Consider the following 20,828-nt stretch of genomic DNA (forward strand, 5'->3'; position numbering starts at 1 on the left):
TTATCTATTAGTTTAACCGATGTGTACCGATTTGGCGCGACAATCTGGTCAACGGTTTACGACTCATACGATTATTTGGGTATTTTAAGTCATATATAAGACACAAGAGTGAGAAAATCGGATAAACTCTCATTCAATCAAGGCGAACTCAATGAATAATCGGATCGTCGTCTGATTTTTGGTCAGTTTGATGTAGGGTATTTGATGCTAAAATACCATCGGTTCTCAATGATCATCCGCTGAGTGATTATCCCAAGTGCACTCTGTTTCTCTGGTTTTATTGGGCTTTTTTATCGATATTTTCAAAGGAAGATACCATGTTACAAGCATATCGTGAACACGTTGCCGAGCGCGCCGCGTTGGGCATTCCACCTCTCCCGCTCACTGCCAAGCAAACAGCGGATTTGATCGAATTGTTGAAAAACCCACCGGCAGGCGAAGAAGCGTTCTTGGTGGACTTGTTGACCAACCGTGTACCGGCAGGTGTGGACGATGCTGCACGCGTAAAAGCGAGCTATCTGGCTGCGGTGGCACATGGCGATGAAAAGTGTGCTTTGATTTCTGCGGAAAAAGCGACTGAATTGCTCGGTACGATGCTGGGCGGTTACAACGTTGCACCATTGGTTGATTTGTTGGATAACCCAGCGGTTGGCACGATTGCTGCCGACGCATTGAAAAAAACCTTGTTGGTATTTGATCAATTCCACGACGTGAAAGAAAAAGCGGACAAAGGCAATGCGAACGCTAAAGCCGTATTGCAAAGCTGGGCGGATGCCGAATGGTTCACTTCGCGCCCTGAAGTGCCTGAAAGCCTGACCATCACTGTATTTAAAGTTGCGGGCGAAACCAATACCGACGATTTGTCACCGGCGCCAGATGCATGGAGCCGTCCGGACATTCCACTGCATGCCTTGGCGATGCTGAAAAACAAACGCAGCGATGCGGCATTTGAACCGGAAGAAGATGGCAAACGCGGCCCGGTGAAATTCATCGAAGATTTGCGCGCCAAAGGTAATCTGGTTGCCTATGTAGGTGACGTAGTGGGTACAGGCTCTTCTCGTAAATCTGCGACCAACTCTGTTTTGTGGTTCACTGGCGAAGACGTACCATTCGTACCGAACAAACGTTTTGGCGGCGTGTGCTTGGGCAGCAAAATTGCTCCGATTTTCTACAACACGATGGAAGACGCGGGTGCGTTGCCAATCGAGTTGGACGTATCCAATATGAATATGGGTGACGTGGTTGAACTGCGTCCATACGATGGTAAAGCCCTGAAAAACGGTGAAGTCATCGCTGAATTCAAAGTGAAATCCGATGTATTGTTCGATGAAGTGCGCGCCGGTGGCCGTATTCCATTGATCATCGGTCGTGGCTTGACTGCGAAAGCGCGCGAAGCTTTGGGCTTGCCGGCATCGACTTTGTTCCGTTTGCCAACCAATCCGGTGGACAGCGGCAAAGGCTTCTCTTTGGCGCAAAAAATGGTGGGTCGCGCATGTGGCTTGCCTGAAGGCCAAGGTGTTCGTCCGGGCACCTACTGCGAACCAAAAATGACCACGGTCGGCTCACAAGACACCACTGGTCCAATGACCCGTGACGAATTGAAAGACTTGGCGTGCTTGGGTTTCTCAGCGGACATGGTGATGCAATCCTTCTGCCACACAGCGGCCTATCCAAAACCAGTGGATGTGAAAATGCACCACGAATTGCCAGACTTCATCAGCACGCGTGGCGGTGTATCGCTGCGTCCGGGCGACGGTGTGATTCACTCATGGTTGAACCGTTTGTTGCTGCCTGACACAGTCGGTACCGGCGGTGACTCGCACACCCGTTTCCCAATCGGTATTTCATTCCCAGCAGGTTCCGGCTTGGTAGCGTTTGCCGCTGCAACCGGTGTAATGCCGTTGGATATGCCTGAATCGGTATTGGTGCGTTTCAAAGGTACACTCAATCCAGGCGTGACCTTGCGTGACTTGGTCAATGCGATTCCGCTGTACGCGATTAAGCAAGGCTTGTTGACCGTAGAAAAACAAGGCAAGAAAAATATTTTCTCAGGCCGTATTTTGGAAATCGAAGGCTTGCCGGATCTGAAAGTGGAACAAGCGTTTGAATTGTCCGACGCATCGGCAGAGCGCTCTGCGGCTGGTTGTACCGTCCATTTGAACAAAGAACCGATCATCGAGTACATGAATTCCAACATTACCATGATGAAATGGATGATTGCTGAAGGCTACCAAGATGCACGCACTTTGGCACGCCGTATCAAAGCGATGGAAGAATGGCTCAAAAATCCGCAATTGCTCAAAGGGGACGACGATGCGGAATACGCCGCGGTCATCGACATCGACTTGGCGGATATTCATGAGCCAATCGTTGCCTGCCCGAACGATCCGGACGACGTGAAAACTCTGTCTGATGTAGCTGGCGCGAAAATCGACGAAGTATTTATCGGTTCGTGCATGACCAATATCGGTCACTTCCGTGCCGCATCGAAATTGCTCGAAGGCAAACGCGATATCCCTGTGAAGTTGTGGATTGCGCCGCCGACCAAGATGGATGCGAAACAATTGACCGAAGAAGGCCACTATAACGTTCTCGGTACCGCAGGTGCGCGCATGGAAATGCCGGGCTGCTCATTGTGTATGGGTAACCAAGCGCAAGTACGCGAAGGCGCGACGGTGATGTCTACTTCAACCCGCAACTTCCCGAACCGTTTGGGTAAAAATGCGAATGTGTACCTCGGCTCTGCTGAGTTGGCGGCGGTGTGCTCGAAACTGGGCAAAATCCCGACTCGCGAAGAGTATTTGGCTGAAACCGGCGTATTGGTGCCAGCGAGCAAAGATATTTACAAATATCTGAACTTCGACCAAATCAGCGACTACACCGACGTGGCGGATCAAGTCAAAGCGTAATGGGTCAATCGTAATAGCGTGTTAAAGAAAACGGCGAGCAGAAATGCTCGCCGTTTTTGTTTGCATTATCAGTCGTGAATTCTTGCATACGCGGCTGATTTGCGCCAAACTGGACGCATCGATCCTTGTACTTAAAATATACTCTATGATAGTATTTGCTTAAACAAAAATCCGTATCAGCGTACATTGCTACCTTATATGTTTGTACGCCACGCAAAAGGAGACCAAATGGATGCGCATCAACAACAGGTGGTTGGCGCGGCGTTGGCGGCGCATGACGGCGTAGCGGGCGCGCTGCTACCGATTCTGCATCAGGTTCAAGCCCGCTTGGGTTTCATTCCGACCACAGCGGTACCTCAGATCGCGCGCGCGTTGAATCTATCTACGGCGCAGGTACACGGCGTGCTGTCGTTTTACCATTTTTTTCGCACCGAGCCGTTGGCTTCCAAACATCATATTCAACTCTGTGTCGCTGAGGCGTGCCAAGCGCGTGGCGCGCTGAATTTGAAGACGCAATGCGATCATTTGGCCAAGTCCTTGGGTGAGGGAAAGTTAAGCGTCGAACCGATTTACTGCCTCGGCCAATGTGCTACGGGGCCTGCGGCGCTGCTCGATGGGCGGCTCAAGGCACGTTTGACGATCGAGCGGCTACAGGCTTGCTTGGATGTGGAGGCGTCATCATGAAAACCGTTTATATTCCGATGGATTCAGCGGCTTTGGCTTTGGGGGCGGATGAGCTGGTCGCGCCCTTGCAGGCGTGGGCATCCGATCATGGGCAGGAGATTCGCATCGTGCGTAACGGTTCGCGCGGCATGCTCTGGCTGGAGCCGCTGATTGAGGTGGAAACCGAGCGCGGACGCGTGGGTTATGCCGGCGCATCGGTGGATACCTTGGCCCAATGGTTGGCGGCGGGTTTAATCGACGGCGCGCCGTTGGACAGTTCGATTGGTGTGGTGGATGAGCATCCGTATTTGCGTGGGCAGGAGCGTTTGACCTTTGCGCGCATCGGTTTGACTGATCCGCTGAGTTTGGATGATTATGAGGCGCATGGCGGCTGGACGGGTTTGCGACGGGCTTTGGACATGGATTCGGCGGCGATGGTGCAAACGGTGTTGGATTCGGGCTTGCGCGGTCGCGGCGGTGCGGCGTTTCCGGCGGGGATTAAGTGGCAAACGGTGCTGGCGCAGAATGCGGCGCAAAAATATGTGGTGTGCAATGCCGATGAGGGCGACTCGGGCACGTTTTCCGACCGTTTGCTGATGGAGTCTGATCCGTACACCTTGATTGAGGGGATGGTGATTGCGGGTTTGGCGGTGCAGGCGACGCAGGGCTTTATTTATGTGCGCGCCGAATACCCGCATTCGATTGCGGTATTGCAAACGGCGATTGAGCGGGCGCAAGCGGCGGGCTGGTTGGGCGAACGCATACAGGGTTCAGCGCAGACCTTTCATTTGAGCGTGCGCGAGGCGGCGGGTGCGTACATCTGCGGCGAGGAAACCGCCTTGCTGGAAAGCATTGAGGGCAAACGTGGCATCGTGCGCGCGAAACCGCCATTACCCGCGATAGAAGGGCTGTTTGGCCGACCCACGGTGATTAATAATGCGATTACCTTGGCCAGTGTGCCGCTGATTTTTGCGAAGGGCGCTGCGTTTTACCGTGATTACGGTTTGGGGCGCTCGCTTGGAACCTTGCCGTTTCAGTTGGCGGGCAATGTGCGTCAAGGTGGTTTGGTGGAAAAGGCCTTTGGCATTAGCTTGCGCCAATTGGTGATGGATTTTGGCGGCGGTACGGCTTCGGGACGCCCAATCAAGGCGATTCAGGTCGGCGGGCCGTTGGGCAGTTATGTCCCCGAAGCGCACTGGGACGTGCCGATGGACTACGAACAATACGCGCAAATAGGCGCGGTGATCGGGCACGGCGGTATTGTGGTGCATGACGATACCGCGAATATGCGTGATTTGGCGCGCTATGCCATGGAGTTTTGTGCGATCGAATCATGCGGTAAATGCACGCCGTGTCGAATCGGCTCGGTGCGTGGGGTTGAGGTGATTGACCGTTTTGTCAGCGCTCCCGAACAGACCGATGCACACGAGGCATTGCTGCGTGATTTGTGCGACACGATGGTGGGTGCCTCGATGTGCGCGATGGGCAGCATGACGCCGAATCCGGTGCTGTCGGCGTTGAATTACTATCCCAACGATTTTCAAGTGAAACCGCATGAATCGGCGGTGAAAGGCACGGCATGAATATCATTGAAATCGATCGCGGTACGCCTGAGCGCCACAGCGCCGATAGGGTGACGCTGACCATCGACGGGCAAAGCATCAGCGTACCTGCGGGCACATCCATCATGCGTGCGGCTTCGTTGCTTGATAAGCAGATTCCGAAATTGTGCGCGACTGACTCGCTGGAACCGTTTGGCTCGTGTCGCATGTGTTTGGTGGAAATCGCCGGACGGCGCGGTTATCCCGCCTCGTGCACCACGCCGGTGGAAGCGGGCATGCAGGTGAAAACGCAGAGCGAGGCGCTGCACAAACTGCGGCGCAATGTGATGGAACTGTATATTTCCGACCATCCGCTTGACTGTTTGACCTGTGCGGCCAATGGCAATTGCGAATTGCAAACGGTCGCCGGTATCACCGGCCTGCGCGAAGTGCGCTATGGCTTTGCCGGAGACAATCATTTTGATGCGACGCACGCCGCGCCGAAAGACGAATCCAATCCCTATTTCACCTACGATCCGTCCAAATGTATCGTGTGTAACCGCTGCGTGCGCGCGTGCGAGCAAACGCAGGGCACATTTGCCCTGACCATAGACGGGCGCGGTTTTGCCTCACGGGTGACGGCGGGGCAAAAACAGGATTTTCTCGATTCGGATTGTGTCAGTTGCGGCGCGTGTGTGGATGCATGTCCGACGGCTACTTTGACGGAAAAAAGCATTATCCAATGGGGTCAAGCCGAGCGCAGCGTTATCACCACCTGCGCCTACTGCGGCGTGGGCTGTAATTTTAAGGCCGAGATCAAAGGCGAGCAAGTGGTGCGCATGACGCCGTGGAAAGAGGGCAAGGCAAATGAAGGTCATGCCTGCGTCAAAGGGCGTTTTGCCTGGGGCTACGCCACACACCCAGACCGCGTGACCCAGCCGATGATCCGCGCGAGCATTCACGAACCGTGGCAAGAGGTTTCATGGGACACGGCGATTGCCTATGTGGTGGATAAATTCAGCGCGATTCAAGCGCAATACGGTAAAAATGCACTCGGCGGGATTACCTCTTCGCGTTGCACCAATGAGGAAACCTATTTGGTGCAAAAATTCATGCGCGCTGTGCTCGGGACGAACAACGTCGATACCTGCGCGCGCGTGTGCCATTCGCCGACCGGCTACGGCTTGGGTCAGGCGTTTGGCACCTCGGCAGGGACGCAAACCTTCAAATCGGTTGAGTACGCCGACGTCATTGTGGTCATTGGGGCGAATCCGACCGATGCGCATCCCGTGTTTGGCTCGCGCTTGAAAAAGCGTCTGCGCCAAGGCGCACGCCTGATCGTGATTGACCCGCGTGAAATTGATTTGGTTCAATCGCCGCAGATCAAGGCTGAACACCACATTCAACTACGACCGGGGACAAATGTCGCGGTGATCAATGCTTTGGCACACGTCATTGTGACCGAAGGCTTGTACGATCGCGCGTTTGTGGCGCAGCGCTGTGACACCGCATCGTTCGAGTTCTGGAAAAAGTTCATCAGCCACGCGGACAATTCCCCCGAAGCCGTCGCGGACATCACGGGCGTGCCCGCCGAAACCCTGCGCCAAGCTGCACGTTTGTACGCCACCGGTGGTAATGCGGCGATCTACTACGGGCTGGGTGTGACCGAACACGCGCAGGGCTCGACTGCGGTCATGGGCATCGCGAATTTGGCCATGCTCACCGGCAATATTGGGCGCGAGGGCGTGGGCGTGAATCCCTTGCGCGGACAAAACAATGTGCAAGGCTCCTGCGATATGGGTTCGTTCCCACATGAGTTTCCGGGCTATCGCCATGTGTCCAACGACGCGGTGCGCGCGCAGTTTGAGGCCGAGTGGGGCTGCTCACTCGACGCGCAGCCGGGTTTGCGCATTCCAAACATGCTCGATGCCGCGCTGGCGGGGCAGTTCAAAGGCATGTATTGCCAAGGCGAAGACATCGTTCAGTCCGATCCGAATACCCTGCACGTCACCAGTGCCTTGTCGCAGCTTGATTGCTTGGTGGTGCAGGATATTTTCCTCAATGAAACTGCCAAATATGCCCATGTGTTTTTACCGGGCAGCAGCTTTTTGGAAAAAGACGGCACGTTTACCAATGCCGAGCGGCGCATCAACCGCGTGCGCAAGATCATGACGCCGCTGGGCCAATACGCCGACTGGGAAGCGACGCAAAAACTCGCGCAAGCTTTTGGCTACCCGATGAATTACGCGCACCCGAGCGAAATCATGGACGAAATTGCGCGCCTGACGCCGACTTTTGCGGGCGTGAGCTACGCCAAACTCGATGAATACGGCAGTTTGCAATGGCCGTGCAACGACAGCACGCCCGTCACCGGTATGGACATCATGCACACGGAGACCTTCGCGCGCGGCTTGGGGCGGTTCTTGGTCACGCAGTATGTACCGACCGACGAAAAAGTCACGCCGAAGTTCCCGCTGCTGCTCACCACCGGGCGGATTTTGTCGCAATACAACGTCGGCGCACAGACTCGCCGTACCGCCAACAGCGTTTGGCATGAGCAGGATTGGCTGGACATTCACCCCGAGGATGCGAAAGAGCGCGGCATTGCCAATGGCGACTGGGTGCGCGTGCACAGCCGCGCGGGGCAGACGTTGTTGCAGGCGAATGTGTCCGAGCGCGTCCAGCCGGGCGTGGTGTACACCACATTCCACTTCCCCGAGTCAGGTGCGAACGTGGTCACGACCGATAATTCGGATTGGGCGACCAATTGTCCTGAATACAAAGTGACGGCGGTGCAAGTGCAGCGTGAGAACGATACGACCATGTGGCCTGCTGCATGGCCTGCCGCGAGACAGGAGTTCGAGGCGATGCAGCAGCGTTTCTGGCAACAACGCCAATCCTTATCCAAAAAGACGGCAAAATCATAAGAGAATGGCGAAATAGCGAGTGCATCAACATGAGACAACAGAGCGATCATCATGAATACGATGGCAATGAATGCGCTGGCAAGGGATGCACTGATGACGGAGCGCGTCAACTTGCCGACCGCGCCGTGGTCAAAGGCACAGTCAGACCGATTCGCGCGGGACAAGTGCAGGATGAACTGCCCGATGTATTGGCCTGCGAAGTACCCGTCGCGTTGGAAATCAACGGTATTTCGCACGCCGTGATGATGACCACGCCGAGCGATTTGGCCGAGTTTGCTTTGGGTTTTGCCTACACCGAAGGGCTGATTGAGCGACGCGCCGATGTGTATGACATTGAAATTGAACCGCAGGGTCATGGTGCGGCGATCATCGTGCGCATGACCGTGAGCAGTGCTTGCTTTGCGCAGCTAAAAGCGGCGCGGCGTACCTTGCTCGGGCGCACCGGTTGCGGTCTGTGCGGCGTGGATTCGCTGGCGTATTTTGAGCAGCAACCGGCAGCTAATCCAAACCGCGAGGCTTCACGCTTAGACATCGGGCTGCTGGACGCGGTGCTGGCGCGGTTTGAACGGCTGCAAATCATGCGCAATCAGACAGGGACGACCCACGCAGCGGCGTGGGTGAATTGGCAAGGTGAGGTGGTGCTGTTACGTGAAGACGTCGGGCGGCACAATGCCTTGGACAAACTCATCGGGGCGCTGCTCGATAGAGATGCTCATCCGAGCGATGGATTCGTATTGGTCAGTAGCCGTGCGAGCTATGAAATGGTACAAAAAACCTTGCGTTGGGGCGCAGGTTGTTTGGTTTCCGTGTCCGCCGCTACCGCCAAAGCGGTTGAGTGGGCGCACCGGCATCAATTGCAATTGATCGGTTTTGCCCGACCCGGGCGCGCGGTGTGGTACACGGACGTTTTGCATCAAACGATTTTGAAGGAATAGCGATGAATTCTGCGATAAATACTGTAATAAATACTGCGATCAATACCACCACCGAACAGCGTGCAGAGGGCGCACAGTTGATCAAAATGGCCAATCAAATCGGCCAGTTTTTCGAGGCGAACGGCGCACCCGAGGAAATGGGGCAACAGGCGCTGGCGCACATCGAGGCTTTTTGGGCGCCCATGATGCGTGCGCAGATGAAAACGTTATTGCAAGCAGGCCATGTGCAGGGACTGAGTCCCTTCATGCAGGCCGCATTTATGCGGGCGGGTTGGGACAAACCGTAAACCTTAAAATTAGCAAAAATGAGGATAAGTAATCTATTTTGCACAGTCATCAAATACAGATCAAAGTTTTGAATCCGGCGTGTAAAAAGGGAGAAATTGCCTATAACTTTATCTGAAACAGGTATATCCTGCGTATAGCACTATCTTCATTCATCTAATAACAAAGGAGTGTTTTATGCGTCACACATTCATGTTTCGTTCAGCATTGATTGCCGCTTTATTGGCGGTATGTACCGTGGCTTCGGCCAAAGGGCCGAAAGTGCCATACACCCATCCCGGCATGACCGAAAACGACCGTACTCACGAAAATGCGGTGAACTGGGTTTCGGTGGCGGATATTGAAAAAAGCCTGCAAGGTAAACGCAAAATGACCGTGGGCTTTGATATTGACGACACGGCATTGGTCTCCAGCCAATGCTTTTACTACGGTAAAAACAAATACTCGCCGACCAACTACGACTATTTGTACAATCAAGAATTTTGGGACTATGTTGCAGATGGCTGTGATCTGAGCTCGATTCCGAAAGAATCAGCAAAAAAACTCATTGATATGCACGTTAAGCGTGGCGATCAAGTGGTGTTCATCACCGGTCGTACGCCGCACAGCAGCTATGATGGCAAATCGATGGATTCATTGTCTTTGCTGATGCAAAAGACATTTAACATCCCGAATATGAAACCAGTGATTTACACCCGCGATGAAGTGGTGAAACCGTATCAACACGATAAAAGCTACTACATCAAACAGGCCAACGTGAAGCTGTTTTACGGTGACTCGGACGGTGATATTTTGTCCGCACGTGAAGTCGGTGTCCGTGGCATTCGCGTCATTCGCTCTGCGGTCAGCACGAACCGACCTTTGCCGATGAACGGCGGCTATGGTGAGGAAGTCGTGCGTGATTCCTGGTATTGAGTTTGTTTTTGTCCTCGATTAACAGCCATTGGGTAGTCAATGGCTGTTTTCATTGATTGGTACGGGATGACAGTTATAATGCCCAAGTGCGCAGATATTTTTTGCGTCAATATGATTCAGTTAAAACCATTATCAGGCGAAGAATGACACAAATTTGGGTTGATGCCGACGCGTGTCCGCGTGCGGTCAAAGAGGTGATTTATCGCGCGGCACGGCGCACGCAGATTGTGACCACTTTGGTGGCGAATCAAATGTTGTTGACGCCACCATCGCCGTTCATCAAGGCAATTCAAGTGCCTGCGGGCATGGATGTGGCGGACAATGAAATTGTGTTACGTGTATCTCAGCAGGATTTGGTGATTACGGCGGACATTCCGCTGGCGGCACAAATCGTTGAGATGGATGCGCTGGCGCTCAATCCACGCGGCGAATGGTATACCCGCGAAAATGTACGCGCGCTGTTGTCGATGCGTGACTTTATGCAGCATTTGCGCGACTCAGGCACGCAAACCGGCGGTCCGGCGGCATTATCGGCTCGCGATGTACAGGCGTTTGCCAATGCTTTGGATGGTTGGCTGGCGAAACAACGCTGATAAAACAGCACTGATAAAGCGGCGCTGAAGCGCTGTTGCCAAAATAGTGTTTTACGGAGCGATTACTCACGGTAGTTGGGAAAAATGACCGGCATGAGGTGGTTCGGTAAAAAATAGCGCGAGAAACAACGCGAACTCGAACCGCCATGCACCAGATGCAGGCACAGTCCTTGCGTGTCGGGTGTGGTGATGACGGCGCATTGGTCTTTGAGTAGGGCTTTTGCAAAATACTCGTCCTCGCAAAAGCTCACCGGCTCGAATGGATGTTGCACGGCGGCAGCGCGTCGATACACATAAGAAAATCCGTAAAACACGATGAAATCCGCACCGATCTGCATTTTGTCATGAAAGATGACGTGTTCTATTTCTTCGCGGTTCAGCACATAGTGATGACCGGTTTTGGCGGTCAAATCCATGTAGCCGAAAAAATCCTGCTTGGGCGCGTATAGATAAAAAGCCGAGAGTTTGATCAAATCCGCTTGATTTTGTACTAAATGGCCGAGCATCACGCGCAGGTAGTCGGGCGCGTAGTGATCGTCATCGTCAAAATGCGCGATGTAGTCGTATTGCGCCCGCTCAATCATTTGATTGCGCTTTTCTCCGATGCTCAGCGGCACGCTGCTGTGCATATAGGTGATGCGCGGGTCGGTCTGTGCGGCTGCGATCATCCATGCATTGGGTGTGGGTGAGTCGTCAAACACCAGCCACTCCCAGTTGACTTCGCGTTGTCGGCAAATGCAGTCGTACAGCGCGGGCAGATAATGGCTGCGGTTGGCGGTTGGGGTGATGAGGGAAACGTTGCTCATGTCATGTCAATTTAGCTCCGTACCGCACGCCACCATTTACGCAGTGGGGCGATGCTGACCAAGCCTTCGAACAATTCAGCGGGGTCCTGCACAATTACGGCGAGTAAATCGGCGCGCAAATTCATCAGTGTGTGCCAGCTGCGTATGGACGTTTGCTGCGTTTTGCTGAGGGCGCGGTATTGCGTTTGGTAGTTCGCTAATTCAGATTGTGTATGAGCGATGAGTTTTTCAAGCAGAGGTTTGAGCTGCTGCGCACGGTTTTGACTAGGTGATGTCGAGAGCAAAATATGGGCGGGCGTGTCGGTTTCCTTGAGCCACTGCATCGGAATCCAGATGCGTTGATTGCTTAAATTGTGACCGATGTGGCGAATGTGATCGACCCACCACAGTGCACGACCGGCGGATTGAATCAGTTCGTCGGAAACTGGCGTATTGGCCAACATGAACCATAACCGCGCAAACTCACCGCCAATCGCATCTATGGTCGGCTGCAATTGCGCTAAATCTTCTACGCGGTTCAAATGATGCCAGTGCATATGGCCGTGCAGCAGCATTTGCAGAGCTTCGGCGTGCTTGTCCGACCAATCGGCCGCGTACAGGGCGCGCAGAGCCGGGTGCTCAATGGCTTTTGCAGGCTCGGCTTCCAGTTCGTGATGCCACCAATTGAGCGTGGTTACGGCCTGATGGTTGTCGGCGTAATTCGCAGCCTCGCGCCATTTGCGGTGTAGAGCGTACAGCCCGAGCAGCGATTGATACGCCGATTCGGGGGCTTTGTTCAGCGCATAGTACACACTGCTGGCTGAGTAGGGCTGTGGCTCGATGGTAAGAAGGGTTTCGAACATGGCTTCGCTGAAAAACTGTTTATTTGAACTGATTATTTGGATGGTGATGATTTTAACCGTTTCGGGCGCGGGGCGTTGGTCGAATGTTGGGCTGACCGTTGTTTGGGTTGTTGTGTTGTTCGCTGTGTTGGTCGTTGCACTGGACGACGTGGATTTTTGTGTGCTGCGGCGGTCGGTTTGATAGGGGCGGGATTGGGGTCAATCCAAACCCATTGTCCCAAAGTCAATGTTTGGGCCATTTCGGTATGTGACCACAGGCTGTAATCGCCGATGTGGGTGCGTATCAGGCGCAAGGTTGGCAGTCCGACGGCGGCGGTCATGCGACGCACTTGGCGATTGCGCCCCTCGGTCAGGGTGATTTGTAACCAATGCGTCGGGATACTTTTGCGCTCGCGGATGGGTGGATTGCGCACCCATAGCCACTCAGGTTCGCCGATGATCTGTACACCGCACGGCTGCGTCAGACCGTCGTTCAGCTCAACCCCTCGGCGTAATTGTTCGCATGCGGCCTCGGATGGCGCGCCTTCAACCTGCACGCAATATATTTTGGGCTTTTTGTGCATGGGGTGGCTGATTTGGTGCTGCAGGCGACCATCGTCGGTCAGCAATACCAAGCCTTCGGAGTCGGTATCCAAACGCCCGGCGGGATAAACGTTGGGTATGCGTACATGGTCTGCCAAGCTCGCGTGTTGCTCGTGCGGGGAGAATTGGCAGATCACGCCGAAGGGTTTATTGAGGAGTAGCAGCATAAATTACTTAAAATTTCATATTATAGAAAAACATTGTGTATGATGACAAAATAATTGGTATTTTGCTTGCAAATGGGGTGCAATGCAAAGCAAAATGGGGCATAATTCAGATTGATCACTCTTATACAAGACTAATCCCAACGATCGACGGACGAACACGAAATATGCGTGCTCCAAAAGTACCCACAAGGTAATGCGGTCATGTATGTTTTCCGATTCGAGATATATCCATCCAAATATAAAGGAGAGACCATGTATCAACATGTCAAAGTACCCGAAGGCGGCGCAAAAATTACCGTAAACTCAGATTATAGTTTGAATGTTCCCAATAATCCGATCATTCCGTACATCGAGGGTGACGGTACAGGCTTTGACATCACACCGGTCATGCTTAAAGTGGTGGATGCGGCAGTACAAAAAGCCTATAACGGCGAACGCAAAATCCACTGGATGGAAATTTACGCGGGTGAAAAATCGACCAAAATTTATGGTCCGGACGTATGGTTGCCAACCGAAACCATGGAAATTCTGCGTGATTACGTGGTGTCCATCAAAGGCCCTCTGACCACGCCAATCGGCGGCGGCATTCGCTCTTTGAACGTGGCTTTGCGCCAAGAGTTGGACTTGTACGTGTGCTTGCGTCCGGTTCAATACTTCACCGGCGTACCTTCGCCAGTGAAACACCCTGAAAAAATCGACATGGTGATTTTCCGTGAAAATTCCGAAGACATCTACGCCGGTGTTGAATGGGAAGCACAATCTGAAAAAGCGAAAAAGGTCATCAAATTCCTGACCGAAGAGATGGGCGTGACCAAAATCCGCTTCCCTGAAACCTCAGGTATTGGCGTGAAACCTGTTTCGATTGAAGGCACAACCCGTTTGGTGCGCAAGGCGATCCAATACGCGATTGACAACAAACGCTCCAGTGTGACCTTGGTTCACAAAGGCAACATCATGAAGTTCACCGAAGGTCTGTTTGCCAAAACCGGCTATGAAGTGGCGCAAAAAGAATTCGGTGCGGAATACTTGGACGGCGGCCCGTGGATGGTCATCAAAGCACCGCATGGCGAAATCGTGATTAAAGACTCGATTGCCGACGCGTTCTTGCAACAAATCCTGTTGCGTCCTGCCGAATACGACGTAATCGCAACCCTGAACCTGAACGGCGACTACATCTCCGACGCATTGGCGGCGCAAGTGGGCGGTATCGGTATCGCTCCGGGCGCGAACTTGTCGGACTCTGTGGCGATGTTTGAAGCGACTCACGGTACGGCGCCGAAATATGCGGGCAAAGACTACGTGAATCCGGGTTCGGAAATCTTGTCGGCGGAAATGATGTTGCGCCACATGGGTTGGACCGAGGCGGCTGATTTGATTTTGGCGAGCATGGCCAAATCGATTGACGCGAAAAAAGTGACCTATGACTTTGCGCGTTTGATGGAAGGCGCGACCCAAGTGTCTTGCTCACAGTTCGGTCAAGAAATGATCAACAACATGTAATTGGATTGAAAACGGATCCATTGCGAATAGTTAAAAAAGGCAGTCAACGACTGCCTTGAGGCTGTTGACAAAGTCCCTCGCCCCTTGGGGAGAGGGATATAGGGAGAGGGGGTTGTAATTTAATCATTTGAAATCAACTGGTTAAAAATCACTCTCTCCCCTTACCCCTCTCCCGTAAAACGGGCGAGGGGTAAAAACAGAGGTTTGTCAGCAATCTGAAGGCAGTCAACGACTGCCTTTTTTATCCGCTGTCCATTGTTAAACAGGTCAAACTATTCGTAAAATGCCATATGGATTCCGTCATCAACCGTATTTCACCATCCATTTTCTATGACGCAAGCGAATATTGAGCCGGGGCAAACACCCGCAGAGCCATCGGCCAAATCCTTCCCCAGTTCGCCTCGCTTAAATGCGCGGCGTGCGAGTGCTGAGCATGAGTCAATGTCTGCGTCATCGGCACAACCGACGGCGGAGGTGGCTGCGTCACTTACTTCAACCGACCAAACAAGTACAGTGGCGGTAAATGGGCATCCGGCGCACGCCACGCACGCTACAAATGTCTCGCACACGCCGCAGGCCACACCTAAAAAGCCGAAAGAATTTTCGAATTTTTTTCCTAATCATTTGGGCGGTGGGCATGATTATCAATTGAGCAAACTGCGTGTCGCCAATCGCGAAGTATTCGCGCTGACCCGCCGTCAAGCGAAATGGCAGGATTTTTACCACGCGAGCATGACCAGTCCGTGGTGGCAGTTCATAGCGTGGTCGGCGGCTGCGTTTTTATTGGTTAATCTAATTTTTACATTGTTGTATCTGGTGAAAATCGATGGCATTGGCAATGTGCCGCATGGCAAACCGTGGCTGGTGTTTTTTTTCTCCGTGGAGACCTTCGCGACAGTCGGCTATGGCAATATGTATCCGATCAGTCTTTATACGCACACGATTGCGATGATTGAGTCGTATTCGGGTTTGCTGTATTCGGCGGTGATTACCGGTTTGGCGTTTGCGCGCTTTGCCCGACCGCGCGCACGGATTATTTTTGCCAAGCAGGCGGTCATCGGTCGGCATGAAGGCCAAATGATGTGGATGACGCGCGTGGCGAATGAGCGGCACAACCACATCAATGGTGCTGAAGCCAAACTTTGGCTGGTGCGCACGGCAGTGAACGAGGAAGGGCAGACCTTTCGTCGCTACACCGAATTGGCGTTGCGGCATAAATCCAACCCAATGTTTGTTTTGAATTGGACCATCATGCATCCGATCACGCGCAACAGTCCGCTGTACGGTATGAGCGCCGAGGACTGGGCGCAGGAAGATTTTCTTTTTGTGCTGGTACTTGATGGCACCGATGAGACCATAGGCCAAAACATCAATGCGCGCCACACCTATCACCATAAAGATGTGCGTTGGTATGAACAATTCGCTGATATGATTGAGAAAAGCCACGATGGTAAAAACATCATCAATTTTCAACGGATTCACGATACCTACGAGCAGCCGTATGACCCGAAATATGACGCGCCACGAAAGGGCGGCGATGCGATTGGGTAGCCGGATGAGCACAAAGGATAAGCCAAAAATAAGCAATTTTTATTTGATAAGGAGCCAGTATGAGCATTGCAACCACAGATTTATGCGACCAATTTGAAAACGACATTCACGCGGGATTGATTCACGTGCTGCCGCCGGTTTTTCAAAGTTTTGGCCAAGCGCAGGCATTTCATGGCCAAGCCGTGACCTTTAAAGTATTTGAAGACAATACCTTGATTAAAAAGGCTTTGGAGAACGACAACGGGACGGGCAAAGTCATGGTGATCGATGGCGGTGCGAGTGTGCGCTGCGCATTGGTCGGCGGTAATATTGCCAAGGCAGGTACGCAAAACGGTTGGGCGGGCATTGTTGTGGATGGCTGCGTGCGCGACACGGGTGAAATCAACGAGCTGGCGATTGGTGTGCGGGCGTTGGCCGCCATGCCGTTGCGCTCGCTGAAAAAGGGTGCGGGCGAGCGTGATTTGGGCGTGCACATTCAAGGTGTGCGCGTGAATCCGGGTGATTGGGTATATGCGGATGCGGACGGCATTGTGGTCAGTCCGAAAGCACTGCACGAGTAAAATTTGAGTTTGATTGGATGGTTTTTATCCGGCTTTTTTATCGCCAATCCAATCAAAATAGGTTATCATTTAGTCACACCGTTTGAATGATTTTTGGGTGATGGTTTTGCGGTCGTGGTCTTTTCAAACGCGAAACCATAAGTGATAAAAATTATTTTTTAAAGGACAAAAACATGTTTCCAGAATACCGCGATTTGATTAGCCGTCTCAAAACTGAAGACGCTCGTTTTCACAATCTGTTTGAAAAACATCATGAGCTGGATCACAAAATCAAAAACATGGAAACACACGTGATTCACGGCACGCACGAAGAAATCGAAGAACTGAAAAAAGAAAAATTGCATTTGAAAGATCAGTTGTACGCGATTTTACGTAAGGCATCTGCCGAGTCGTAATGAGTTAAAAACGGGTTTGAGATCAAACCCGTTTTTTTATGATTGTTCAATGCTTGCTCTTTGGGCGGGTGAGCAGGCGTTTGTCATATCTGTTATAGTCACCGCAAGTGCTCAATCATGTTCTTATATCAAGGAGCTTGCCATGGAATGTGAATTTCCAACCGTTAATGCCTCTTCGGATGAAATCCGCGCGATTTTTAACGAGGTTAAAACCATTGCCGTGGTGGGCTTGTCGCCTGATTCGAGCAAAGACAGCCATCATGTGGCGGAATATTTGCAGCAAGCGGGTTACAAAATCGTACCGATTTATCCCAAAGAACTCACGATTTTGGGTGAAAAAGCCTATCCCTCACTGGCGGATGTGCCGTTTGCGATTGATATGGTTGATATTTTTCGCAAACCCGAGGCTTTGGATGCGATTGCCGATGCGGTAATCGCACGCGGCGATGTGAAAGTCTTTTGGTCACAGTTGGGTGTGGTCAATAATGCGGCAGCGGAAAAGGCCAAAGCCGCAGGCATGCGTGTGGTACAAAACAAATGCACCTTGGTAGAGCATCGCAAACTCGGTGTGTGATGGGTGGCAGATTTAAGGCCAAAATGACAAAAACTCAAATCGTTACCGTGATTGCATACGTTGCATTTATCGCGTATGAGCTTTATTTGGCGAGTTTGCCCACACAGGCAAATATCCGTATTGACTGGCTGATTTTTATACCGATGCTGGTTGTGCTAACCTTGGTATCGCTGTATCAGTATGTGCGCAAGTAATTCAAGCGTTATGGTTCAATTGCTATCACCGCTCTCAACGCCATAACGTCATTAATCATGGGGAAGTGACTTGTCACACCCATAGCTCAGATTGCTTGTATGGATCATGAGAAACGGACATCGATGAATTCGATGTCCGATTTCTCATTTGGCATACTCACAGAACCGTATGCGCCGGTTCGTAATGAATGATTTCTTTAATGCGGTTGTGCTCACCCATAATCACGACATTCGGGCGATGCTGTGCCAGTTCGTCATTGCTCACCTGCACATAGGACATGATAATCACCACATCGCCGGTCTGCACCATGCGCGCTGCCGCACCGTTCAGGCAAATTACGCCGGAGCCGCGTTGGCCCGCGATGGTGTAGGTTTCAAACCGAGCGCCGTTATTGTTGTTCACGATCTGTACTTTTTCGTGTACGGCAATATTCGCAGCATCCAAGATGTCTTGGTCAATGGTGACGCTGCCGACGTAGTTCAGATCGGCTTCAGTGACCGTGGCGTGATGAATTTTACCGTTGAGCAGGGTGCGCAACATCATGCTTAGATCACCACGGTGGGTGCTTCACCGACCGGCAGGGCGCGAATTTCGCCCAGCGTGAATACGGTTTCGCCTTGCGCGCTCAGAATCTCACGTGCTTTGTCCGCATCGTTGGCAGAGACAATCACCACCATGCCGATGCCGCAGTTGAACACGCGGTGCATTTCGTCGTCCGAGATGTTGCCGGCTTGTTGCAGCCATTGGAACAGCGGTGAGCGCGTCCATGAGTTGCTGTGAATCACGGCTTGCAAACCCTCGGGCAGCACGCGCGGTACGTTTTCGGTCAGACCGCCACCGGTAATGTGCGCCATGCCTTTGATGTTGATTTGCTCCAAGGTGGCCAAAATCGGTTTGACATAAATGCGGGTTGGGGCGCTGATGGCTTGTTGCAATGTGACGCCGCCCATATTCATGTTCAGATCGGCTTTGGATACTTCGAGGACTTTGCGCACCAGTGAGAAGCCGTTGGAGTGTACGCCGTTGGACGCCAAGCCCAAAATCACATCGCCTGCGGTGATGGTGCTGCCGTTGATGATTTTATCTTTTTCCACCGCACCGACTGCGAAACCGGCCAGATCGTATTCACCGTCTGGGTACATGGTGGGCATTTCGGCGGTTTCGCCACCGATCAGGGCGCAGTTGGATTGTTCACAACCTTGCGCGATGCCTTTGATCACATCGGCGGCAGTGTCGATGTCGAGCTTGCCGCAGGCGAAGTAGTCGAGGAAAAACAGCGGCTCGGCGCCTTGTACCAAGATGTCGTTGACGCTCATGGCGACCAAGTCAATGCCGACGGTGTCGTGAAAGCCCCATTCAAACGCGAGTTTGAGTTTGGTGCCGACACCATCCGTGCCGGAGACCAGTACCGGGTTTTGGTATTTTTTGGAAATTTCAAACAGCGCACCGAAACCGCCCAAGCCATTGAGCACGCCTTCGCGCATGGTTTTTTTCGCGTAGGGTTTGATGCGTTCGATCAGTGCATCACCGGCATCGATGTCTACACCGGCATCTTTGTAGGATAATCCGGTGTTTTGTTGATTTTCTGTGTTGGGATGTTGGGGCTGATTCGCCATAATGCCTAAAAGTCCTATAGAATATGGGTTTATTCGGGTTTGCGCCATTTTGCGCGACGTGTTGGTTTGATTTAAGGGAAAACCTATGAATTTGAAAGACAAAAATGCGTGGAAACAGTTGGTTTTTGCCGCGCTCGTATTAGTCGCTATTGTAGCGTTTTTCTGGTTTTTATGGACAATAAAGGGCGTCATTTTGCCGTTAATTTTTGCGGCGTTTTTGGCGTATTTGTTGCATCCTTTGGTTCATAGAATGCAAAAAGCAGGCATTCAACGCGGTATTGGTGCATTGATTGCGCTCAGTGTAGTGTTATTGGCACTGACTTTTATGGTGTTTATTCCGTGGCCGATCATCAGCTCTCAATTAGATATTTTGCAACAAAAGTTGCCGGAGGTGGTGGCCAAGGCGCATCGTCTGCTGGTCAACTCAGGTCTGATTCAGAACTTTTTCCCAGAAATGAACAGCAGCAACTGGTTGCAGCAATTACAAGATTTTATTGCGGACAAGGTTAATTTTTCCAAATTGGGACAGGATGTTTGGCGCTATTTGATGCAAGGCGGCTCGGTGTTGCTCAGTACGTTGTCTTGGGCACTGTTGGTACCGATTTTGACGTATTTTGTGTTGGTAAGCTGGCCGGAACACGTCAAACAATGGCGTCAATTGCTCCCTAAACGTTGGCGTTCGGGCTTTTGGCGCGTTAGTCAGGAAATGGATGAGGTCTTGTCGCAGTATATGCGCGGGCAGGTTTTGCTGATGTTGAGTTTGGCGGTTTATTATGCGGTGGCGCTCAAGCTGATCGGTTTGCAGGTCGGGATTCCGGTGGGGATTTTGACCGGTTTGTTTGTGATTGTTCCGTATCTGGGCTTTGGTTTGGGATTTATTTTGGCGACATTGACCGCGCTGTTGCAGTTCGGTTTGACGGTTCCGTTCTTTTTGGTATTGGCCGTGTACGGTGTGGGGCAGTTGCTGGAAAGTTATGTGCTGACGCCGCGTCTGGTGGGTGAGCGCATTGGTTTGTCGCCGGTGGGTGTGATTTTGGCTTTATTGATTTTCGGTACCTTGTTCGGTTTTGTGGGTATGTTATTTGCCTTGCCGGTGAGTGCTGTGTTGGTAGTAGTCAGCCGTTTGGTTCGCGATGCTTATTTCAACAGTACCTTTTATTTGGCCGAACCAGAGCCAACGGTGACGGTATCGGTTTTGCCGGATGCTGCTGAACAAAACGTGATTGAGCAGGGCGCAATTGAACAAGGAACGAGCGGGGAGCAGGGTTAATT

The 20,828-nt window shown here is 52.2% G+C and carries 20 protein-coding genes; 15 read left to right on the forward strand and 5 right to left on the reverse strand.

Annotation, left to right across the window (positions count from 1 at the left end):
* The first annotated feature begins 317 nt into the window (after positions 1-317).
* The 8 genes from acnB (at position 318) to ACZ41M_RS01900 (ending at position 10,768) form a co-directional block, all read left to right on the forward strand.
* The gene (acnB, locus tag ACZ41M_RS01865) at positions 318-2,909 is read left to right on the forward strand and encodes a bifunctional aconitate hydratase 2/2-methylisocitrate dehydratase (protein ID WP_464730548.1); all 2,592 of its coding nucleotides are present in this window, start codon (positions 318-320) and stop codon (positions 2,907-2,909) included.
* Between the two features lie 228 nt (positions 2,910-3,137).
* Positions 3,138-3,593: an NAD(P)H-dependent oxidoreductase subunit E gene (locus ACZ41M_RS01870; RefSeq protein ID WP_464730547.1), complete on the forward strand. Its 456-nt coding sequence runs from the start codon at positions 3,138-3,140 to the stop codon at positions 3,591-3,593.
* Entirely contained in the window at positions 3,590-5,155 is a 1,566-nt protein-coding gene (locus ACZ41M_RS01875) for a formate dehydrogenase beta subunit (protein ID WP_464730546.1), read from the forward strand. Before ACZ41M_RS01870 ends, ACZ41M_RS01875 begins: the two co-directional genes overlap by 4 nt.
* Positions 5,152-8,040, forward strand: a complete 2,889-nt coding sequence (gene fdhF / locus ACZ41M_RS01880) for a formate dehydrogenase subunit alpha (protein ID WP_464730545.1) — start codon at positions 5,152-5,154, stop codon at positions 8,038-8,040. Before ACZ41M_RS01875 ends, fdhF begins: the two co-directional genes overlap by 4 nt.
* Before the next feature lie 29 nt (positions 8,041-8,069).
* Positions 8,070-8,975 carry a formate dehydrogenase accessory sulfurtransferase FdhD gene (gene fdhD, locus ACZ41M_RS01885; RefSeq protein WP_464730544.1) on the forward strand — a complete coding sequence of 302 codons (906 nt, stop codon included), beginning with the start codon at positions 8,070-8,072 and terminating at the stop codon, positions 8,973-8,975.
* A gap of 2 nt (positions 8,976-8,977) precedes the next feature.
* Positions 8,978-9,262, forward strand: a complete 285-nt coding sequence (locus ACZ41M_RS01890) for a formate dehydrogenase subunit delta (RefSeq protein WP_464730543.1) — start codon at positions 8,978-8,980, stop codon at positions 9,260-9,262.
* Between the two features lie 175 nt (positions 9,263-9,437).
* Positions 9,438-10,175, forward strand: coding sequence for an acid phosphatase AphA (gene aphA, locus ACZ41M_RS01895; protein ID WP_464730542.1), 738 nt, complete (start codon positions 9,438-9,440; stop codon positions 10,173-10,175).
* Positions 10,176-10,318: 143 nt separating this feature from the next.
* Positions 10,319-10,768 carry a YaiI/YqxD family protein gene (locus ACZ41M_RS01900; protein ID WP_464730541.1) on the forward strand — a complete coding sequence of 150 codons (450 nt, stop codon included), beginning with the start codon at positions 10,319-10,321 and terminating at the stop codon, positions 10,766-10,768.
* 62 nt (positions 10,769-10,830) lie between these two features.
* Here ACZ41M_RS01900 and ACZ41M_RS01905 read toward each other — a convergent pair whose 3' ends face one another.
* The 3 genes from ACZ41M_RS01905 to ACZ41M_RS01915 are packed head-to-tail and all read right to left on the reverse strand — an operon-like array spanning position 10,831 to position 13,165.
* Positions 10,831-11,574, reverse strand: a complete 744-nt coding sequence (locus tag ACZ41M_RS01905; protein WP_464730540.1) for a glycosyltransferase family 2 protein — start codon at positions 11,572-11,574, stop codon at positions 10,831-10,833.
* A gap of 11 nt (positions 11,575-11,585) precedes the next feature.
* Positions 11,586-12,416, reverse strand: coding sequence for a squalene/phytoene synthase family protein (locus ACZ41M_RS01910; protein ID WP_464730539.1), 831 nt, complete (start codon positions 12,414-12,416; stop codon positions 11,586-11,588).
* A gap of 32 nt (positions 12,417-12,448) precedes the next feature.
* Complete coding sequence (locus tag ACZ41M_RS01915; RefSeq protein ID WP_464730538.1) at positions 12,449-13,165, reverse strand: pseudouridine synthase; 717 nt, start codon at positions 13,163-13,165, stop codon at positions 12,449-12,451.
* A gap of 252 nt (positions 13,166-13,417) precedes the next feature.
* On the opposite strand from ACZ41M_RS01915, the gene icd reads away from it, so the two are divergent.
* From icd to ACZ41M_RS01945, 6 genes are all read left to right on the forward strand, one after another.
* Positions 13,418-14,665 (forward strand): NADP-dependent isocitrate dehydrogenase, encoded by a 1,248-nt coding sequence (icd, locus tag ACZ41M_RS01920; protein ID WP_464730537.1) that lies wholly within the window; start codon positions 13,418-13,420, stop codon positions 14,663-14,665.
* A 330-nt stretch (positions 14,666-14,995) separates the two neighbouring features.
* Positions 14,996-16,216, forward strand: a complete 1,221-nt coding sequence (locus tag ACZ41M_RS01925) for an ion channel (RefSeq protein WP_464730536.1) — start codon at positions 14,996-14,998, stop codon at positions 16,214-16,216.
* A gap of 59 nt (positions 16,217-16,275) precedes the next feature.
* Positions 16,276-16,776: a ribonuclease E activity regulator RraA gene (gene rraA, locus ACZ41M_RS01930; protein ID WP_464730535.1), complete on the forward strand. Its 501-nt coding sequence runs from the start codon at positions 16,276-16,278 to the stop codon at positions 16,774-16,776.
* A gap of 173 nt (positions 16,777-16,949) precedes the next feature.
* Entirely contained in the window at positions 16,950-17,171 is a 222-nt protein-coding gene (locus ACZ41M_RS01935) for a YdcH family protein (RefSeq protein ID WP_464730534.1), read from the forward strand.
* Positions 17,172-17,313: 142 nt separating this feature from the next.
* Positions 17,314-17,745 carry a CoA-binding protein gene (locus ACZ41M_RS01940; protein ID WP_464730533.1) on the forward strand — a complete coding sequence of 144 codons (432 nt, stop codon included), beginning with the start codon at positions 17,314-17,316 and terminating at the stop codon, positions 17,743-17,745.
* Between the two features lie 23 nt (positions 17,746-17,768).
* Positions 17,769-17,939: a hypothetical protein gene (locus ACZ41M_RS01945; RefSeq protein WP_464730532.1), complete on the forward strand. Its 171-nt coding sequence runs from the start codon at positions 17,769-17,771 to the stop codon at positions 17,937-17,939.
* Positions 17,940-18,096: 157 nt separating this feature from the next.
* On the opposite strand, the gene panD is transcribed toward ACZ41M_RS01945, so the two are convergent.
* Both panD and purM read right to left on the reverse strand, forming a co-directional pair.
* Positions 18,097-18,480, reverse strand: coding sequence for an aspartate 1-decarboxylase (panD, locus tag ACZ41M_RS01950; protein ID WP_464732133.1), 384 nt, complete (start codon positions 18,478-18,480; stop codon positions 18,097-18,099).
* Positions 18,481-18,485: 5 nt separating this feature from the next.
* Positions 18,486-19,556, reverse strand: coding sequence for a phosphoribosylformylglycinamidine cyclo-ligase (gene purM, locus ACZ41M_RS01955; protein ID WP_464730531.1), 1,071 nt, complete (start codon positions 19,554-19,556; stop codon positions 18,486-18,488).
* 85 nt (positions 19,557-19,641) lie between these two features.
* On the opposite strand from purM, the gene ACZ41M_RS01960 reads away from it, so the two are divergent.
* The gene (locus tag ACZ41M_RS01960) at positions 19,642-20,826 is read left to right on the forward strand and encodes an AI-2E family transporter (RefSeq protein ID WP_464730530.1); all 1,185 of its coding nucleotides are present in this window, start codon (positions 19,642-19,644) and stop codon (positions 20,824-20,826) included.
* The last annotated feature ends 2 nt before the right edge of the window (positions 20,827-20,828 follow it).

The sequence above is a fragment of the Puribacter membranae genome, from assembly GCF_055380425.1.